Here is a 19018-nt window from a genome sequence, read left to right on the forward strand (position 1 = left end):
ATCGCTAGTGAATTCCCAGTTGACTGGCATACGAAATTTCTTCGCGCAGCTCCCGGTTGGTTAACTCCATTAAATCAGCAAACTCCAGCGTTAATTGCTGAAGCTGGCTCAGATACTGAGCCGGAGTGAGTTTACTGTTTTCTCTTCTCAGGAATTCAATTGCTAGCGTGGCAGGTGTCATTCTGGCGTCCATCATTATCCTCATCATCATTGTGCAACGATTCTCAGTATAGCGCGAAGATTCACACATGAACAAAAAACAACCATATTTAGCGTAACTATTTTATCAGCCCACGATTTTTAAGCATCGGTTCACGCAGCGGGGCATGCCCACGCCAGCTCTGGTATAAACACTCAAGGTCTTCACTATTACCCCGGGATAAAATAGCATCACGAAAACGCTGACCATTAGCACGAGTTAACCCTCCCTGCTCGACAAACCATTGATAACCGTCATCAGCGAGCATTTGGGTCCAGATATAAGCGTAATAACCCGCAGCATAGCCGCCGCCAAAAATATGGGCAAAGTAGCTGCTGCGATAACGAGGTGGAACCGCTTTTAACCCGATATGCTCCTCGGCCAGTATCCTCTCTTCCAGCGTGACAATATCTTTAACAGTGGTTTCTTTGTCCAGACTGTGCCAGCGTAAATCTAGCAAAGCCGCTGATAGCAGTTCGGTCATATCATAACCTTTATTAAACTGCGCTGAACGGAATAGCTGTTCACGCAGCGTATCGGGCATAGGCTCATCCGTCTGATAATGACGAGCATAGTGAGCAAAAACCTCAGGCTGACGAGCCCAGTGCTCGTTAATTTGCGAGGGGAATTCTACAAAATCGCGCGGAGTATTGGTGCCAGACAAGGCGGGGAACTGCTGGCTGGCAAATAAACCATGCAATGTATGGCCAAACTCGTGAAACAGTGTCACGACATCATCCCAGGAGAGTAACGCGGGCTCACCGGACACCGGTTTGAGGTAATTGCATACATTATAGATAACCGGTGAAGCGCTATGGAGCCGGGACTGATCGACAAAGTTGCCCATCCATGCACCACCAGACTTACTACTACGCGCAAAGAAGTCACCGTAAAATAGTGCAATTCCCTGCCCGTCAGCATCAAAAATCTCCCAGACCCGGACATCGGGATGATAGACAGGAATATCAAAACGTTCGACAAATTGCAGGCCAAATAGTTGACTTGCGGCCCAGAAAACCCCTTTTTGAAGCACATTACCTAACTCAAAATAGGGTTTGATTTGCCCCTCATCCAGCTGATATTTTTCCATTCTCACTTTCTGGGCGAAAAACTGCCAGTCCCACGCAGCCAGTGAATATCCGCTATTCAGTTTATCCATAAGCTGCTGAATATCATGCTGCTCGTGCGTTGCTCTCTCTGTCGCCGCCGGTACGATATCACGCATAAACTGTAATGCCGCGGCAGGCGTTTTTGCCATCTGATCGGCGATTTTCCATGCTGCATAGTTTTCAAAACCAAGTAGCGCCGCCTGTTCAGCCCGCAAAATCACCAGACGGGCAACGATAGACTGAGTATCAAAGGCATCCTTACGCTGAGTTCGATTCCAGCCAGCGAGGAATAGTTCTTCACGCGTTGCCCTGTGGGTTAACGTTTGCAGCGCGGGTTGCTGGGTAAAATTCAGCAAAGGAATAACCCATTTACCTTCCTGCCCACTCTCCTTTGCCGCCTGTGCTGCCGCAGCGATCTCACTGGCGGTAAACCCTTCAAGAAGGAGGACATCATCAACCACCAAAGCCGCTGCCTTATTTGCCGCGTGAAGTCGCTGATTAAACTGACTGGTTAACTGCGCAGCTTCTTTATTTAATGCCTTAATCTGTGTTTTATCGGCGTCAGTCAGGGTAGCTCCTGATAAGCTGAAACGCTGCCAGACAACCTCAACCAGCCTCAGTGATTCTTTATCCAGCTCAAGCTGTTGCCGGTGCTGGTAAACCTTATCCAGGCGCGCGAACAGACGTTCATTGAGGTGAATTTCATCATTTAATTCTGCCAGTTCACTGGAAAACTCTGCTTCCAATTGTTCGAGATTATCATTGGTATGGGCGGCAGACATGGCATAGAAGATATTGCTGACCCGGCTGAGCATCACGCCACTCTGTTCAAGTGCCAGGAAGGTGTTATTAAAGGTTGGTTCAACGGGGTTATTCGCGATTTCGGCGATCTCAGCCCTTTTTATCCGTGTTGCCTCATCAAAAGCGGGTCGATAATGTTCCTCCTTCAGGGTATCAAAACAAGGTGCCTGGTAAGGCAGAAGACTTACCGTTAATAAAGGGTTTTCAGCAGACATTGTTCACTCCCTGGAAATAGGTATCACAAATAATTCGATGAAGGGTAAAAAGATTGCCCGAACAGATTACCGTGCTAAGGTATTTACATACAATAAAAGTACAAAGGAAAATGGTGATGATTATATTAGTTACGGGAGCAACGGCAGGATTTGGTGAGAGTATTACCCGTCGTTTTGTGAATAATGGGCATAAAGTCATTGCTACGGGTCGCCGCGAGGAAAGGCTGCAAGAGTTGAAGCACGAATTAGGTGATGCCGTCCTGACCCTTGCCCTTGATGTACGCGACCGTGCCGGAATAGAAAAAGCACTGGGCGAACTGCCAGCAGAGTGGCGTAATATCGATGTACTGGTCAATAATGCGGGCCTGGCGTTAGGTTTAGAACCGGCACACAGAGCCAGTCTCGATGACTGGGAAACCATGATCGACACCAACAATAAAGGCCTGGTCTATATGACCCATGCGGTGTTACCGGGCATGGTTGAACGTAATAGTGGCCATATTATTAATATTGGCTCTACCGCAGGCCGCTGGCCTTATGCAGGAGGCAACGTTTACGGTGCAACAAAAGCCTTTGTGCGTCAGTTCAGCCTTAATCTGCGCGCAGATCTGCAAAAAACCCCGGTACGTGTTACAGATATTGAACCCGGTTTAGTGGGCGGAACAGAGTTCTCTAATGTGCGTTTTAAAGGTGATGATGCGAAAGCAGAACTGGCCTATGAAAATGCCAACGCATTAACCCCGGAAGATGTCACAGAGGCCGTTTGGTGGGTGGCGAACTTACCAAAGCACGTCAATATTAATACGCTGGAAATGATGCCAGTGAGTCAGAGTTTTGCCGGGTTAAGCGTCAACCGCAACAGCTGATCGACAAGCGAGACTATTTCCTGGGAGTGGCTCCTGCTGGTGACCACTCTCTTTCCTCGGTCTCAAAATATTAAACTTTATTTTTCAGGCTGCCCCTGCCTTCGTCCGCTAATCCATTCCTGAACTTCAATCGCGAAAGTATCGGGCGCTTTACGATGGATTTTTCGTGCCAGATCTAAGATAGTGTGACGGGATAACTCTTCTTCCATTCTTCTCTGGGCACTATCCATCACGCCCCGAATACCACAAATCCCTTCGCAGGCCCAGGCAGGCGGTGTTTCATCGAAAACGGCCATTCTCTGCCGGATCTCTTTACATTCAAACATGGATTTAGGGCCATCAATGGCCTTCACAATGTCCAGGACAGAAATTAACTCCGCAGCCCTTGCCAGCCGGAAACCGCCACCTTTTCCCTCGGTGCTCACAACTAAACCTGCCCGGGAGAACTTGGTGAAAATTTTTGCCAGGTAATCATAGGGAATACCTTGTAATTCGGCGAGTTCGCGAACATTCATGTCATGTAAATCACCTTTTCCATCAACCATGCACACCAGACTATGTATGCCATATTCCACGCCTGAACTGTAAAATGCCATACAAAACTCCGCTGTTACAAGTCGTAGTCATTATACATGTTTTTAGGATCCACAGAATGCATACAAAATACTAAATAAAAATCTCATTATTTTTCATGATATTAATAAACCACATTAGAATACCACCCCGTTAACTCCGAAAGATCTTGTCTGAGTTAAGTGCGACAAGTATAGTCGTAGTTAATCCAGAGCCATGGCACGAAAATTAACAAGGTGAGAAAATGAAACAACGTATACTGATTGTCGGAAGCGGTTTTGCAGGCATGTGGTCAGCTCTCAGCGCCGCCAGACTGGCTGATTTAAACCAGCGTGATGATATCGATATTACCGTATTGGCTCCCCAACCCGAGCTACGCGTGCGGCCACGATTTTATGAAGAAAATGTCGCATCATTAGTTTCACCCCTTGAAGATTTGTTTGCCGTTGCAGGCATTAATTTCATTGCAGGAACAGTTGAATCTATTGATTCAAATAACAAAAAAGTTATCTATCATGACAAGTCAAAGAAACTAGCCACGCTTACCTATGAAAGCTTAGTGCTTGCTACGGGGAGCAATACCCGACGCCCTCAGATACCAGGATGTGATAAATTTACCTTCGATATCGATCAACTTGAATCAGCAAAAGTATTCGAAAATCATCTTCAGAATTTGTCACAGCAACAGTCATCTGCCGCGCGTAATACGGTCGTTATTTGTGGCGGAGGATTTACTGGAATTGAACTGGCTACCGAGTTGCCATCTCGATTAACGCGTCTATTAGGTGAAAAAACTAAGACTAAAGTTATCGTAGTTGAACGAGGAGACGTTATCGGGGGACGCTATAGCGATGCGTTGCGCACGGTTATTGAACAAGCGTCACAAGAATTAGGCGTTGAGTGGAAATTAAATACCGAAGTCAGCGCGATTGATGCTTCTGGCGTAACCTTGAAGGACGGCAGCCATATACCCTCTTTAACCGTGGTCTGGACCGCTGGCGTTCAGGCAAACCGGTTAACTCAACAACTCAACGTCGAGCGAGATAGCCAAGGACGTTTATATGTTGACGAAAATTTGCAAGTTATTGGGTTACCCGATGTGTATGCAACGGGGGACGTTGCTCATGCGAAGACCGATTCACTTGGAAATACCGCGCTGATGACCTGTCAGCATGCTATCCAGCTGGGTAAATTTGCGGGTCACAATGTCGCCGCGAGTTTAATCAATATCCGTCCATTACCCTATCGACAAGAAAACTATGTCACCTGTCTTGATCTCGGAGCCTGGGGAGCGGTTTATACCGAAGGATGGGAACAGCAAGTAAAATATGTGGGTGAAGAGGGAAAAAAAATCAAAATTTCTATTACCAATGAATTAATTTATCCACCAAAAGCTGACCGTGAAAGTGCATTTGCGGCTGCGGATCCACTCGCTTTATTTGTTTAATACTCACCCCTTCTATTCGTTGTTACAAACAGGGACAGTTAGCTTTACTGGCCCTGTGATCGAAGAATAAGCAGTACCGGCTCCGTGAATCATGATTTACCCCAGCCAGCAACAATAATCAGCATACCGCAGCAGGCTATCGCCGCCCCACTCCAGTCATAAACGCTAAGTTTTACCCCCTCGACAAAACGTAGCCATAACAACGCGGTTATCACATATACTCCGCCGTAAGCTGCATATACCCGTCCGCTAGCGGCAGGATGCAGGGTCAGTAACCAGACAAAAAAAACTAAAGAAAGAGCTGCAGGAACTAAGAGCCATGGCGATCCATCACGTTTGAGCCACAACCAGGGAAGGAAACAGCCAATAATCTCCGCTAAAGCGGTTACAAAAAAAAGCAACGTTGTTTTGATCATAGTGTCAGAATAGTCGGATTATCAGGACTGGATGCGGCGAGCATAGGCGCACGCATCTCGCAGTGATATAATATTCAGAAGTGTTACACCTTAAAAGGAAACGGTTATGAAGACAAGCCTTCTCAAACCTTTAGCGAATATCAGTCTGGCTCTGGTCTTAAGTGCTTTCGCATTCACACAGGCAGCGCATGCAGAAACCAGCAAACTCATCATTGAGTCCGGTGACAGCGCGCAAAGTAAGCAGCAAGCGGCGATGGAAAAAGAGCAGTGGAATGATACTCGCTCACTGCGCAGCAAAGTGAATAATCGGGTTGAAAAGGACTTTGATAAAGACACCCATGCTGTCGACTTACGCGATAAATGTATGGAAAGCGTCGATATCAATGTTTACTGGGAGCCCAATACCCAGCGTTGTCTGGATCGCCGCAATGGCCGTGTAGCTAAGCCGTAACTCAATACCCCTCTTCTATAACAAGCTCCTGCTAATCAGGAGCTTGTTCAATTCTCAAGGTTTCCAATGAGCAGTGATTTAACCATTAAACTTCGACCACTGGAACGCGAAGATTTGCGTTTTGTTCATCAGCTCGATAATAACGCCAGCGTGATGCGTTATTGGTTTGAAGAACCCTATGAAGCCTTTGTCGAACTTTCTGATTTATATGATAAACACATCCACGATCAGAGCGAACGTCGCTTTGTCATTGAATATAATGGTGATAAAGCAGGCCTGGTTGAACTGGTAGAGATAAACCATATTCATCGTCGGGCAGAGTTTCAAATCATCATTTCACCGGAGTATCAGGGTAAAGGCCTGGCATCCCGAGCCGCTCGCCTTGCAATGGATTATGGTTTCAGTGTTCTCAATCTTTATAAACTTTACCTGATAGTGGATAAAGAAAACGAAAAAGCCGTTCATATCTATAAGAAGTTAGGTTTTATCACCGAAGGTGAACTGGTTGACGAATTTTTTATCAATGGTCAATACCGGACGACGATCAGGATGTGTATTTTTCAGCATCAATTTCTGGAACAACATAAGAAACAGGAACAGAATATCTTGCAGTCAACAGCCCAGTAGTTATTACTGGGTTACTCTTGAAAAATACATTGATGATATTAGTCGCTGTAATCAGTTTCTCCAAAGCTATAACTAATCCGTACATAAACCACCTCTTTTTCCTCGTTATTTGGGTTAAAGATCTCTTCTGGATGAATAAAAGTCAAACTATCGAAAACGCCCTCAAAACGCATAATAATATTACTACAGCCATTATTCTTTAAAATAGTATTTAACTTAATATTGGTGATAGGATTAAGAACAGAGCCAGATCGTTCCCGAACCAAGTCATATAAGTAAACATTACCATCCTCAAATGATAAAGCAATTATTGCATTCAATATTGAGAAAGCCACTGCATTGATTTTTTGATTAACCACCCCACTTTCAGGCCTATGGAGTAAAGTAGCCAATGCTCTCTTTTGGTCATAAAGCAGAATTTCAGATTTCCATTCATGATGAAAACCCAGAAAACGCTGATCCTGACTAATAAATTCTGGGAAATAGCGTTCCGGAGGAGCCCATAGTAATTTGTTCCCATCGCATTGAAACCATACATTTCCTTTAGGGCAATAAATTTCTCCAGCATCAGTTAAAATTAATAAAGAATAGTCACCACTGAAATCATTCGCTAATTTAGTAGAATATTTTACTTTTATGATGTCTCCAGCGTTTACTGTACGAATAAGACTCTCCTCCTGCAAATTATAAATTAGTGCATGACGAAAATTATCAAAAGTCACAAACCACTTACCATCAGGTGACATAATAATATGTTCGATTACAGCATCCAAAGAATAACGTTCAGTTTTAACCTCACCAATAATTGGATCGATAATTATTATATTCCCATTTTTTATATCTACAGTTATTGTTGGATGAACATCTTTTTCATACATAAACTGTGTTGACGAAGGATACAGAGGCATTTTAGTTCGAGGAAACCATTCCATGGTAACATTATCAGAACTCAGGGGCTTTGTGTAAAAATAGTTTTCGGCACGATGTAGTATTAGATAATTTTCTTTCTGGTCATCATTTACCCATGCAGCATCATAGTCTGCATATTTGTTGTTCATTAGAAAATTATCATTATAAGTTAAGTATTTATGAGTCCTGACGTCTTGAATATATGCCTTATATACTTCCTTCACGTTAGAAAAATCAAAGGATTCTGAGTTGTCAAATAAAAAATTCAACTGACGCTGCCATGTCATCCATAGAGCCATCGCTGGATATTTCTTCTGAAAAATTCGCGTATCATGATGGAGTTCCCATGAATAAACCTGCACTAAAGGCATCAGCAATGTATCCAGTCGTTCTATGGGATTAAGTCGTTTCAGAAAAGCAGCCTGTCTCAGTTTGATAATTAATTCATTTTCAAGATCCTTACTTTCCATATTAATAATTTCAGCCATCTTTGGAAATTTTCTCACTGAAAAAATATGACTGATGAGTTTGTCATAAGGTGAGATGTTTTCACCATCAGAGACATCTTGTGGTTGATTAGTGGGAAATAGTTCAAAACTTTCAGTAAATAGATCATAAAATATTTTATAGGCCATAACACCACCAGGGCCATTACATTTTAAGTATATTTTACCTTTAGCAGAGAAATCTAAAGAATAATAATAACCCAGAATCTTTAACTTGATATCAGAATAAGAGGAAATAGCGCCACTTAACAAAAGTGTAGGGAATTTTTTTAGTCTATCACCATAAACGCAATTTTGGTTAACAAAACTCTCCAGACGGCTACCAGCATGTGATGAACTTTTTTTAAGATAGGGTTTTACAGGACGAATATCATTTATTGAAGAGTGCCAACCAACAATAAAATAGGGTGCCTCATATTTATTTGGTTTTACAAAAAACTGATTTTTAATCGTTGTCACACCAAGTTCAAAAATCTTCCTGTCCCAATTCATGAATAATTTTCCAGATAAAAAATACAGTTCCTTACTTTTCTGGGCAAGAATAGCTTTGGTTAATGAAGAGTTTATATCTAATGAATAATTACTGTTAAAAACTGCAGGTGTTGTATTATTATTTAATAAATCCGCATAAATAATTAAGCTGTGTTTATCATTTTTTTTTATGCTATACAGAGATTCTTCTTGATATGTTAACCTTATATCTGTTCTATCACCTTCATACAGAGGACGTAACGTTTTATTTTCTGGGTAGAATAAATAATAAATATCATTTATTTTAAAAATACTCAATAATCTTTCCGGTGAAACACCATTTTCAGAAAATAAACACTGATAATCAGGATAAGAAATAATAGAAATAAACGACGAAGTTGTATCCATATCAAAGGTAACCTCATGTCCATTTAGTGTATCCCTGCTACCTGATGAGGTTAATATTTTAGAATAAGATGCTAATGATGCCCAAGGGGTAATTTTATAACCTTGCAGATAACTCCCCTCTAAAATACATTGAAAAATAACGCCCTTAAATTCATCTTCGCCCAGCATTACATAGAGAGGCTCACCCTTTTCTGTTATCTCTTCTGTCAGCCCTAGTAACAGGTTAACTTCTTTTCTATTTGAATAATAAGCATAATAATCACCAATATAATAAGAAATGCCATACAGACCCGGGGGAAAAGTGACATTTCCACTACTGTTATAATAATTGGAGGATTTTAATCTTCCTGAAGGCTTAGAGAGTTTGACAGCCACTTTTTTTGACGAGTCCAATATTGATTTGGCCCGAACACTGAACTCTGCTATTGTTGATAATTGCTTGATGGTAGCGAAAGAAAGTCTGATTAACTCTCCCTTAAAAATAGTCATAACGGTATTATCTACCATTTTTAATATTTCATTCATGAGACCGACACCAGGATCAAAAATACCAAGAGCATTCTTAAGGAGTTCAAAAGATGAGATCTTTAACATAGTCTGTTCATTTAATATAGTATTATAAATACTAAAATCATTTATCAACTTCCCCCATAATATATTACCATTTTGTTTAAAAACTTTACTTTTATCTATCATGAATGCTATATCGATAAACCTTCCACTAACTTTATTCGCCATATTAAAAATTTTTTCCCCCGCAGGCATAACCAAAAAAACCATATCAAGCAAGCAATTTGTAAAAATATCAGTAGCTTTATCACCTTGAAAAGATTTCACACAAGAATAAAATGGAACAAACAGTTCTTTAAAAAAAGCTATTATTTCTTCTTCAGAGGATAATAAATCATCCTCATTTTTCTTAATGACTTTTTTTATTTTGTTATCTTGATAATCTATCAACTTACTAATAAACAAAGAGGTGGGTTCTTTTTCGGAAATATTAATTTTTTCATTTTCATAGATGTTAACCTTTAAAAATCCATCTTCATATGAAGACCAATTCAAGAAAAAAACACTCAAATCTTCTTTTATTTTTTTTGTTTCAAGATTAACTCTACGCATTAATTTTTTATATGATGAATCTATCACATAAATTCGTTGCTCCCCCTGATATAAGGCCTTAAAAAAAATATATTGTTCATTAGGACGTATTTTTGTTAATGGTGGTCCAATAAGTCGCTCTTTAATAAAACGGGGTTCGGTAATTATCAACGATACTATATGTAATGCTGATTTATCTATAAACCGTAAATCTTCATGATTTAAATAAGGGTCAAAATAATCTTTTTGTGTAAATATTGTTTGTATAAATATAATGTTTGTACTGTGAGCTAAATCCAAAGCATCTTTAAGTAATTTGTCATATATTGGTTTTATGGTCGGTATTTTAATACTGAGACCACGGTTCTTACGATGTATACACCATGCCTGTTTTTCTGTCGAATAAATGAATTCCTTTTTACTAATAGGCTCTCTGCTGTAATAAACATTTTTCGGATAATTATCCGCATAAAAATAAATACGTGGATTTTCAGCACCACAATATTTTTTTAAAATATCGTTAGCGAATTCAAGTCTTGAGTACCATGCATTGCCTTTAACATTGTTCAAACCGGTAGATATTTCACTAATCACTGAAGAAATATTTGATGACAAATCAATGCGTTTTTCCAATTCACCGCAAAGTATATTCCACAATGTTTTAAAATCCGGTAATCCTTCTAGGTTTAGAGTTGAATCAGAGTAAAGAGCAAGAAATTTGAGTCCCATCTCAATCCTACTTTGACTAACTTGAGTGAGTTCACCTTTTATAAAATATGACAATATATCAATACCATATGGAATAGTATCCATTTCATCATAATCAGCTAAGTTAAGCCATTCCGCATCTGAACTTAAATATATCAAAAACCAAGTAATACTTCCGACAAGTATTTGAGAGTATTTCTGAAAATTGATGGAAAGAATTGGCATAGTTGGTATGAGATATCTATTATGAAATAAATTTCTTATACTTTTAAATTCATGACGACGTAAAGGATAGTGATATGAAACAATGCTATTTTTCATTATTTCACGTTTAAACTTTTCAATTGATATATATCTATTACTTGAAAAATAACCAATTAAATACTCATCGAGAGGTTTTCCATATAGTAAGTTAGCCAGAAAATCGCTCACCAGTTGGCGCTGTACATTTGAACTAATAAATTCATCCTCTTTTTCCCCATACAACCCTGTTCCATAAAGATAAATCTGTGCCAGTCGAGCCTCATGAAAGGGAAATTTACTCATTAATAATAACATTATCATGGCCAATTCTTTATTGCCCACATTTTCAGATATATCAATATATGAATTAATATAACCTATCAGTCTTTTCCGGCATTTTGTTATATTTAGATTATTATCATATCTATTTATTTTTAAATTATCACCTAAAGACTCACCAGCTATCGCTGAAGTATGAGTAATGTTTGAATATTGCTTTTTAGAAACAGGAATAAAAGTATCATCGAGGCTACGAGTGACTTTTTCTTTTATACTTGGGATTTTACTAAGTGAATCATTAGCATGGGTATCATTTGCATTACCATTCATTGGGCTTTTACGTATATAAAACCCGACTCCACTTCCGGCGACTACCAGCGCAGTACCTATTAATAATCCTTTTTTAGTTTTTAATGAGAATGCGGGAGGATGAACTTCACCGGTTCGCTGCAGTTGGTCAGCCACACTTTCAGCATCCTGTTGCAGGACTTCTCCTTGCTTCAGAATATTATTTAGCTTAATGTCATTTTGTACCGAATATTTTTTATTTCGCGAAAAATAATTTCTCAAATAATCATAAAAGGTTTTCTTTTTTTCTGAACCGGGAACATTATCATCCTGTAAATTTAATACATCATGGCTATTACCTACTAATGCTATCTTTTCGACAGTATCAGTTTCAATTTTATTAATACTACTCTTTCTGGGTGCTAAGGGAGATAGAGTATCGGTAGTTGATGATAATAAGATTTTAGGTATTACTGGCATAGTGACCTTCCTTGCTTATCCAAATAACCGCATTAATAACATGGTTAACGTTCTATGATAATTTTTTTATGGATAAAAAAGGAGAGCATTTATAAGTTATTTTTCAGACATTTCTTGTTGAATATATAAAATACATGCATTAATAGTTATATCTTACTAAGATCATCTATAATAGGTAAAGGGAGTTGGTTTTATTAAATCATTAAACAACTACTATCTGAAAATAATAATATATAACATAAAACGGCTGAAACTATCAGGTAGTATCAGAGTGTCTCTCGGTGACAGCAAGCTGCAATGTAATAAGAGTTTATTGTCACGCATTACTGACTCGGTGTAAAAAAAGCTCTACTATGTATAGGTAGCTAAACCATTTTACGCTGAAGAAGCTATCCTTATTCACTTCACTTTAAGGAAATAGATGATGAAAAAATCGATTTGGTTGGGCATGTTCTTGTGTACTGTAGCTATGTCGGCACTTGCAGCTCCGAACTCTTGTGAAACGGTGAAGGCCAGTATTCAGGAGAAAATCATCAATAATGGCGTACCGGAATCCGGGTTCTCACTCACCATAGTGCCAAATGATGAGGTAGATCAGTCAGGTGCTAACAGTGTCGTTGGTCATTGTGCTAACGATACTTACAAAATTGTTTATACCCGTTTTAGTGATGCGCACTAGTCTTGTATCTCTGGTGGATGGCTTATAAAAATCCATGAGTCATCCACTCAGTTTACAATTATCAGTCATCACCTGCCATTCCTGCTCGGCTGTTAATATTAAAGATCCGTTTATGTGAAGCTGTTTCAGATGTTCAGATCAGGCGTAAATGGGTGAATCAGAGAGAACAGACAAATCGATAAAATGCCCTAACTCTTTTTCTTCAGGACGAGAAAGATAAGGTATTTCACCTAATAACGGGCAAGGAAGCACTTTACTTAATGCCTCGATAATACTGGCATAATTTGCCATGCAAGGATTAATACGGTTAGCCACCCAACCTATAAGAGGCAATCCATCATGAAGAATTGCTTGAGCCGTCAGTTGAGCATGATTCATGCAACCATCCTGAATACCCACCACCATCAATACAGGGAGTTGTTCTTGTACCACCCACTCTGACAAGGGATGCAAATCATCCATCAGGCTTCGCCAGCCTGAGCAGCCTTCGATCATAACGCTGTCATACTGATGACTCAAATCTGCCAGACCGTTTGACATCAGGCTGTAATCCATTTGAGCCGGAGTCCCGGGCGTTCCACCTTCATTTAATACCAGGGGACTGATAGCTTCAGCAGGTAAAATATGGCTGGAAGCACTTTGTAATATTGCAATTTCTTTGCTTTGATTAGCGGGTTGTTTGCCTGGGCCCTTTCGGACCACGGGTTTATATCCTACAGCACTTTTTCCACTACAAACCAGAGCTTGTAACAACGCACGCGCGACAACGGTTTTTCCAACCCGGGTATTGGTACCCGTGATAAAAAGGCGATTAAGCATGATAATGCTCCCGGCAGTTATATTCGTCACTGAGTGCCACGAAAAGTAATTCAATTCCGGAAGTCTAAAAGAAAGACTGCAATGCCAGTTTGAGATAACGCAATGTTTTATGCGTCAGGGTGTATTTTAGCCCTGCAGTAAACGTACCAACAGTATGCCATTATACATTGAGTCCTTAATCAGCGCTGAAGCCACGCGTGTTCCACGATGGCTAAGTTGTGTACTTTCTACAATGATATGGCGACTATAGGCAGGTAACGACTGCTGGCGTAAACAGTCTCTGATAGCCGAATGTAAGATGTCGGCAGCCTGATTGAGCGGGGATCCGATGAGAATTTTTTGCGGATTAAACAAATTCACCATAATAGCCAGAATTCGTCCGACACTCTGACCCACGCCTGCAATAATATCTTTAGCCAGCAAATCGCCCTGTAACGCCGCATCACAGAGCGAGTTAATCGTAAGCGGTTTGTCATGAAGCATAGAACTCATCGACTGGCTCATACGCTGCTCTGCCAGGCTAAGAATGCTTTCCATGCTCGCTATCGTTTCCAGACACCCATGATTACCGCAATAACATTGTTTACCAAAGGGATCGACCTGGGTATGGCCAATTTCGACCAGAGAACTACTGCTGGCATGGAGTAAACGTCCGCCTGTAATAACCCCGGCACCGACATTTTGATCAATAACGACTTGAATCACATCACTGATACCACGAGAGGCACCAAACAGCCCCTCAGCCATCGTCCAGGCACTAATATCATGCTGAATATAGACCGGCACACCAATACGGTTTGATAACGCCTCGCCCAGCGGCATATCGATAACATCATAAAATGGCATTCGGTGCACAATCCCGCGGGCAGTATCGATAATACCGGGCAATGTGATAGCAATTGCCGTAAGACGCTCGAGCTTATGTTGATGGCGAACAAAAAATTGATCAACATGCTCCTGAATACGTAGCAGCAGAGGCTGGGGATGTTCAAGTTCCAGCGCAACGCTGTCTTCAACCACTTCCCGACCACTTAAATCACGTAATGCCAGCCATAACTCACCGCGAGTTATGCGTAACGCCAGAAAATGCCAGGCTTGAGTATCTAAAATTAAGCCGACAGCAGGACGCCCTCGCCCACCGGGATCCTGAATCTCCGTTTCCTGAACTAAATGGGCTTCAAGCATTTCTCGCACAATTTTAGTAATACTGGCCGGAGCCAACTGTGCCAGTCGGGAGAGATCAATACGCGACACCGGGCCATGGGTATCTATCAGGCGATAAACAACACCTGCATTCATCTGTTTTATCTGGTCAATATGGCCCGGTTGACTATCAACAACCACGTAATTCTCCCTTTATTTTCGCGCTGCGAAATAAATTTTTATCTATGGTGAAACACTTCTTATAGAGACGTCAAATATTTGCACCAAATTGTGACATGGCACACATAATCCGGGTTTAATCAGTACTTTGCAAGTGGGCGGATGATTCCGTTAATAAGGCAATTATTTTCTTTGTTGATTGTGATAGTTCGCGATGCTTTGACCATACCAGCCATAGCTCTGAACGGGCATCGGGTTCATCAACAGGTAACCAGACTACATCACTTAATCTGACGCGCTGAAAAGACGACGGTAGAAGAGAAACGCCCAGACCCGCGGAGACCAGACTAATAATCGTCATCGCCTCACCCACCTCCTGAGTAATATACGGGGTAATGTGATGGCGCTTTAACAATCCCAGAATATCTTCATACAGCCCGGTACCGACTCGTGAGTCAAAAAACACAAAGGGTTCTTGAGCTAACTGCGTCAGTGACACTGATGATGCTTCAGCCAGAGGATGTAATCGATGAACCAGAGCGAGTAACGGTTCACGCAATATGACGCGATGCTCCAGGGTGTCCGGCAGCTTAGTATTGCGCATTAATCCGAGTTCCAGCTCTCCCTCATTCAGAGGGGGTATCTGTTCACGGGTATTCATTTCTCGCATTTGAATATGAACATCGGGATAACGGTGGCGAAAAGTCGACAAACTATCAAAAACAGACTTAATAAACGGAGCCGAGGAAGTAAATCCCATTTTTAACTCCCCCGTTTGCCCCTGATGCAAGCGCGCAGCGCGTAATGCAGCGTCATCTACCTGACTCAGAATTTGCCTGGCATCCAGCAGAAACTGCTGTCCTGCTGGCGTCAACGCCACGCTACGATTGGTTCGCGCCAGCAAACGCGCGCCTATTTGCGTTTCCAGCTGTTGAATCTGCTGACTGAGAGGCGGTTGTGAGATCCGCAAACGCTCGGCGGCATGTCCGAAATGCAGTTCTTCGGCCACGGCAACAAAATATCTGAGGTGACGCAATTCTATATTCATACGTTTTAAGTATCATTTGAGATTATTAATATATTAGACAGAACATTGGCAATTTTCTACCCTGAAGCTCTTGATATGCTTGCCGCTAGCAAAGTTTAGCTCCAGCAGTAACTGAAATTAATATGAGTCTGTCTTGCTCTAAGGATCTATTGTGCATTCCACTTCTGACATCAACCTGGCAAGCGGAGAAAGGATTGATGCAGGCAGCCCTGCCCAAACATCGGCGTTTATTAAACGTGGTACGCCGTCCTTTATTCGTGTGACCCTGGCGCTGTTTTCCGCGGGTCTGGCAACTTTTGCGCTGCTCTACTGTATCCAGCCGATTCTGCCTCTGCTCTCTGATGAGTTTCATGTCTCACCTGCGGGGAGTAGTTTATCACTCTCTATCTCCACCGGAATGCTGGCATTAGGCTTATTATTTACCGGTCCGTTATCTGATGCGATTGGCCGTAAAAAAGTCATGGTGACCGCCTTGTTACTGGCGTCTTGCTGCACCCTGCTGTCAACCCTGATGAGCAGCTGGCACGGGATCCTCATTATGCGCGCTCTGACGGGGCTTTCGTTAAGCGGTGTTGCCGCCGTCGGCATGACTTATCTCAGTGAAGAGATGCATCCCAGCGTGCTGGCTTTCTCTATGGGACTGTATATCAGTGGTAACTCAATCGGTGGTATGAGCGGGCGTTTATTAAGTGGCGTTGTGAGTGACTTTTTTAGCTGGCGCGTGGCAGTGGCTGTGATTGGCTGTTTTGCCCTCGCTTCTGCCTTGATGTTCTGGCGTATTTTGCCTGAGTCCCGACATTTCCGGCCGATTAAACTGCGTCCAAAATCGTTACTGATCAACTTTCATCTTCATTTGCGCGATAGCGGTTTGCCGCTGCTCTTTGTCGAAGGTTTCTTACTTATGGGGTCCTTCGTTACGCTGTTTAACTATATTGGTTATCGTTTGATGTCATCTCCATGGGGGCTGAGTCAGGCTGTGGTTGGTTTATTGTCACTGGTCTATCTGACCGGCGTCTGGAGTTCACCTAAAGCCGGTATCATGACCGAAAAATATGGCCGAGGCCCGGTGCTGACTGGCGCGATACTGATAATGGGTTTGGGTCTGGTGCTCACCCTATCCTCTGCTCTTGGCATGATATTTATCGGTATGACGCTGTTCTCCGGTGGTTTTTTTGCGGCTCACTCGGTTGCCAGTAGCTGGATAGGAGCCCGTGCTCGTCGTGCGAAAGGCCAGGCCTCATCACTCTATCTATTCTGTTATTACCTGGGTTCCAGTGTGGCAGGGACTTTAGGCGGCGTTTTCTGGCATCAGTATGGCTGGACAGGCATAGTCGGATTTATAGGTCTGTTACTCTGTGGAGCAGTCATTATCGGCTGCAGACTGCATCGACGTACACATTAATCGGGTATAGCCTCGTGTTCAGCCGGAGTTAATGTTATTTTCGTGCGCATAAACTCCCGTCCACGAGGCCCTATGGAAAAGCAACACTATACTGATTTAAGTCGTATTTTCTTACGTCTGTCCCGTTTTGATCATCTTAATGCGATTGCCAGTTGGGATATGGCAACCATGATGCCGGTCAATGGTAGCCAGGCTCGCGGAGAGGCTCTGGCTGAGCTAAGCGTGTTACGCCATCAGATACTGAGCGATAAAAAAATCGCGCTATTGATACGTGATGCAGAGCAAGAAGATCTCAATGATATTGAGCGTGCCAATCTCATTGAAATCACCCGCCAGTATCAGAATGCGATTTTATTGCCTGACAGTCTGGTGGAAGAAAAATCTCTGGTAGGTTCGCGCTGTGAACATGGCTGGCGAACTCAACGCCCGGCAAACGACTGGTCCGGATTTGCCGCGAATCTGAAAGAAGTGGTACGCGTAAGCCGTGAAGAAGCCCGTTTACGCGCAGATGCTCAAGGGATCTCGCCTTACGATGCGCTGCTGGATATCTATGAACCCGGCATGACCAGCGAAAAACTTGATGGCCTGTTTGGTTCGCTGCGTAGCTGGCTACCTGATTTGCTGCAAACCGTGCTAGCCAAACAAGCAGAAGAATCCGTCATCACACCTGTCGGACCTTTTGCTATAGAAAAACAACGCCAGTTAGGCCTGGATACCATGAACATGCTGGGCTTTGATTTTGCAGGCGGCCGTCTTGATGTCAGTGCTCACCCATTCTGTGGCGGTGTGCCAGAGGATGTTCGAATCACCACTCGCTATAACGAAGATGAATTATTCAGTGCCCTTTACGGCGTGATTCATGAAACGGGCCATGCGCGTTATGAGCAAAATCTGCCCCGGGCTTGGCCTGGTCAGCCGGTCGCGCTGGCTCGCTCAATGGCGATTCATGAGTCACAAAGTTTATTTTTTGAAATGCAACTGGCTTGTAGTGCCCCATTCCAGCAGCAATTACTGCCAAAAATTATCGCGCATTTTGGTCCGCAACCTGCATTTGAACTGAACAACCAGGTAAAATTAATCCAGCGAGTCAAACGTGGATTTATTCGCGTCGATGCTGATGAGATAAGTTACCCTGCACATGTGGTACTGCGCTATGAGATTGAACGGGCGTTGATCTCAGGTGATATCGAAGTGGATGATATTCCTGCTCTGTGGGATGAGAAAATGCAGGAGTGGCTTGGTCTGTCTACTGCCGGAAACTACCGTAATGGCTGTATGCAAGATATACACTGGACTGACGGCGCCTTTGGTTATTTCCCGTCTTATACCCTGGGAGCGATGTATGCAGCTCAGTTATTTGCCGCAGCACGCCGTGCTTTACCCCAGCTTGAAAACCAGATTGCCAGCGGTGAATTCGGCCCGCTATTTACCTGGCTTGAGCAAAATATCTGGCGACATGGCAGCCGTTTCAGCACTTCTCAGCTGATAACCAATGCGACAGGTGAAGATCTTAACCCATTGCATTTCCGCAAACATTTAGAATCTCGCTACCTCTGACAGCCACAACGTCGGGTATCTTGCCCGACGTTGTACATTCCGTTACACGCCGATACCAATCACTCACTGAAGCTTTGCGCTGACCCGCCTATA

Annotated in this window: 15 protein-coding genes; 7 read left to right on the forward strand and 8 right to left on the reverse strand. The window is 42.5% G+C overall.

Going from position 1 to position 19018, the window contains the following annotated elements; all coding sequences use genetic code 11:
• Window positions 1–4: 4 nt before the first annotated feature.
• Both M2387_RS02560 and dcp read right to left on the reverse strand, forming a co-directional pair.
• On the reverse strand, window positions 5–193 hold the full coding sequence (locus M2387_RS02560) for a YdiH family protein (protein WP_259048258.1): 189 nt from the start codon (window positions 191–193) through the stop codon (window positions 5–7).
• An 85-nt stretch (window positions 194–278) separates the two neighbouring features.
• Entirely contained in the window at window positions 279–2324 is a 2046-nt protein-coding gene (gene dcp, locus M2387_RS02565) for a peptidyl-dipeptidase Dcp (protein WP_259046962.1), read from the reverse strand.
• 116 nt (window positions 2325–2440) lie between these two features.
• On the opposite strand from dcp, the gene ydfG reads away from it, so the two are divergent.
• Window positions 2441–3190, forward strand: coding sequence for a bifunctional NADP-dependent 3-hydroxy acid dehydrogenase/3-hydroxypropionate dehydrogenase YdfG (gene ydfG, locus M2387_RS02570; protein WP_259046963.1), 750 nt, complete (start codon window positions 2441–2443; stop codon window positions 3188–3190).
• Between the two features lie 77 nt (window positions 3191–3267).
• On the opposite strand, the gene M2387_RS02575 is transcribed toward ydfG, so the two are convergent.
• A complete protein-coding gene (locus tag M2387_RS02575) occupies window positions 3268–3786 on the reverse strand; it encodes an RrF2 family transcriptional regulator (protein WP_259046964.1) in 519 nt (172 codons plus the stop codon).
• Window positions 3787–4007: 221 nt separating this feature from the next.
• Between M2387_RS02575 and M2387_RS02580 the strand changes: the two genes are divergently transcribed.
• Window positions 4008–5210: an NAD(P)/FAD-dependent oxidoreductase gene (locus M2387_RS02580; protein ID WP_259046965.1), complete on the forward strand. Its 1203-nt coding sequence runs from the start codon at window positions 4008–4010 to the stop codon at window positions 5208–5210.
• A gap of 89 nt (window positions 5211–5299) precedes the next feature.
• On the opposite strand, the gene M2387_RS02585 is transcribed toward M2387_RS02580, so the two are convergent.
• Entirely contained in the window at window positions 5300–5626 is a 327-nt protein-coding gene (locus tag M2387_RS02585) for a YnfA family protein (RefSeq protein WP_259046966.1), read from the reverse strand.
• Window positions 5627–5732: 106 nt separating this feature from the next.
• Here M2387_RS02585 and M2387_RS02590 point away from each other — a divergent pair, with 106 nt between their 5' ends.
• A complete protein-coding gene (locus tag M2387_RS02590; RefSeq protein WP_259046967.1) occupies window positions 5733–6077 on the forward strand; it encodes a DUF1283 family protein in 345 nt (114 codons plus the stop codon).
• 66 nt (window positions 6078–6143) lie between these two features.
• Entirely contained in the window at window positions 6144–6704 is a 561-nt protein-coding gene (gene speG, locus M2387_RS02595) for a spermidine N1-acetyltransferase (protein ID WP_259046968.1), read from the forward strand.
• Window positions 6705–6742: 38 nt separating this feature from the next.
• On the opposite strand, the gene M2387_RS02600 is transcribed toward speG, so the two are convergent.
• On the reverse strand, window positions 6743–12097 hold the full coding sequence (locus M2387_RS02600) for a hypothetical protein (protein ID WP_259046969.1): 5355 nt from the start codon (window positions 12095–12097) through the stop codon (window positions 6743–6745).
• Window positions 12098–12521: 424 nt separating this feature from the next.
• Between M2387_RS02600 and M2387_RS02605 the strand changes: the two genes are divergently transcribed.
• Entirely contained in the window at window positions 12522–12776 is a 255-nt protein-coding gene (locus M2387_RS02605) for a DUF1161 domain-containing protein (protein WP_259048260.1), read from the forward strand.
• A gap of 138 nt (window positions 12777–12914) precedes the next feature.
• Here the strand turns inward: M2387_RS02605 and bioD are convergent, their stop codons facing one another.
• The 3 genes from bioD to M2387_RS02620 form a co-directional block, all read right to left on the reverse strand.
• Window positions 12915–13595 (reverse strand): dethiobiotin synthase, encoded by a 681-nt coding sequence (gene bioD / locus M2387_RS02610; RefSeq protein ID WP_259046970.1) that lies wholly within the window; start codon window positions 13593–13595, stop codon window positions 12915–12917.
• 126 nt (window positions 13596–13721) lie between these two features.
• Window positions 13722–14939 carry a sugar metabolism global transcriptional regulator Mlc gene (gene mlc / locus M2387_RS02615; RefSeq protein WP_259046972.1) on the reverse strand — a complete coding sequence of 406 codons (1218 nt, stop codon included), beginning with the start codon at window positions 14937–14939 and terminating at the stop codon, window positions 13722–13724.
• Between the two features lie 115 nt (window positions 14940–15054).
• A complete protein-coding gene (locus M2387_RS02620; RefSeq protein ID WP_259046973.1) occupies window positions 15055–15966 on the reverse strand; it encodes a LysR family transcriptional regulator in 912 nt (303 codons plus the stop codon).
• 169 nt (window positions 15967–16135) lie between these two features.
• Here M2387_RS02620 and M2387_RS02625 point away from each other — a divergent pair, with 169 nt between their 5' ends.
• Window positions 16136–17368 carry an MFS transporter gene (locus M2387_RS02625; protein ID WP_259048262.1) on the forward strand — a complete coding sequence of 411 codons (1233 nt, stop codon included), beginning with the start codon at window positions 16136–16138 and terminating at the stop codon, window positions 17366–17368.
• Window positions 17369–17440: 72 nt separating this feature from the next.
• Window positions 17441–18925 (forward strand): carboxypeptidase M32, encoded by a 1485-nt coding sequence (locus M2387_RS02630; RefSeq protein WP_259046975.1) that lies wholly within the window; start codon window positions 17441–17443, stop codon window positions 18923–18925.
• Window positions 18926–19018: the final 93 nt, after the last annotated feature.

Source organism: Klebsiella sp. BIGb0407, assembly GCF_024807845.1.
Taxonomy (GTDB): domain Bacteria; phylum Pseudomonadota; class Gammaproteobacteria; order Enterobacterales; family Enterobacteriaceae; genus JGM124.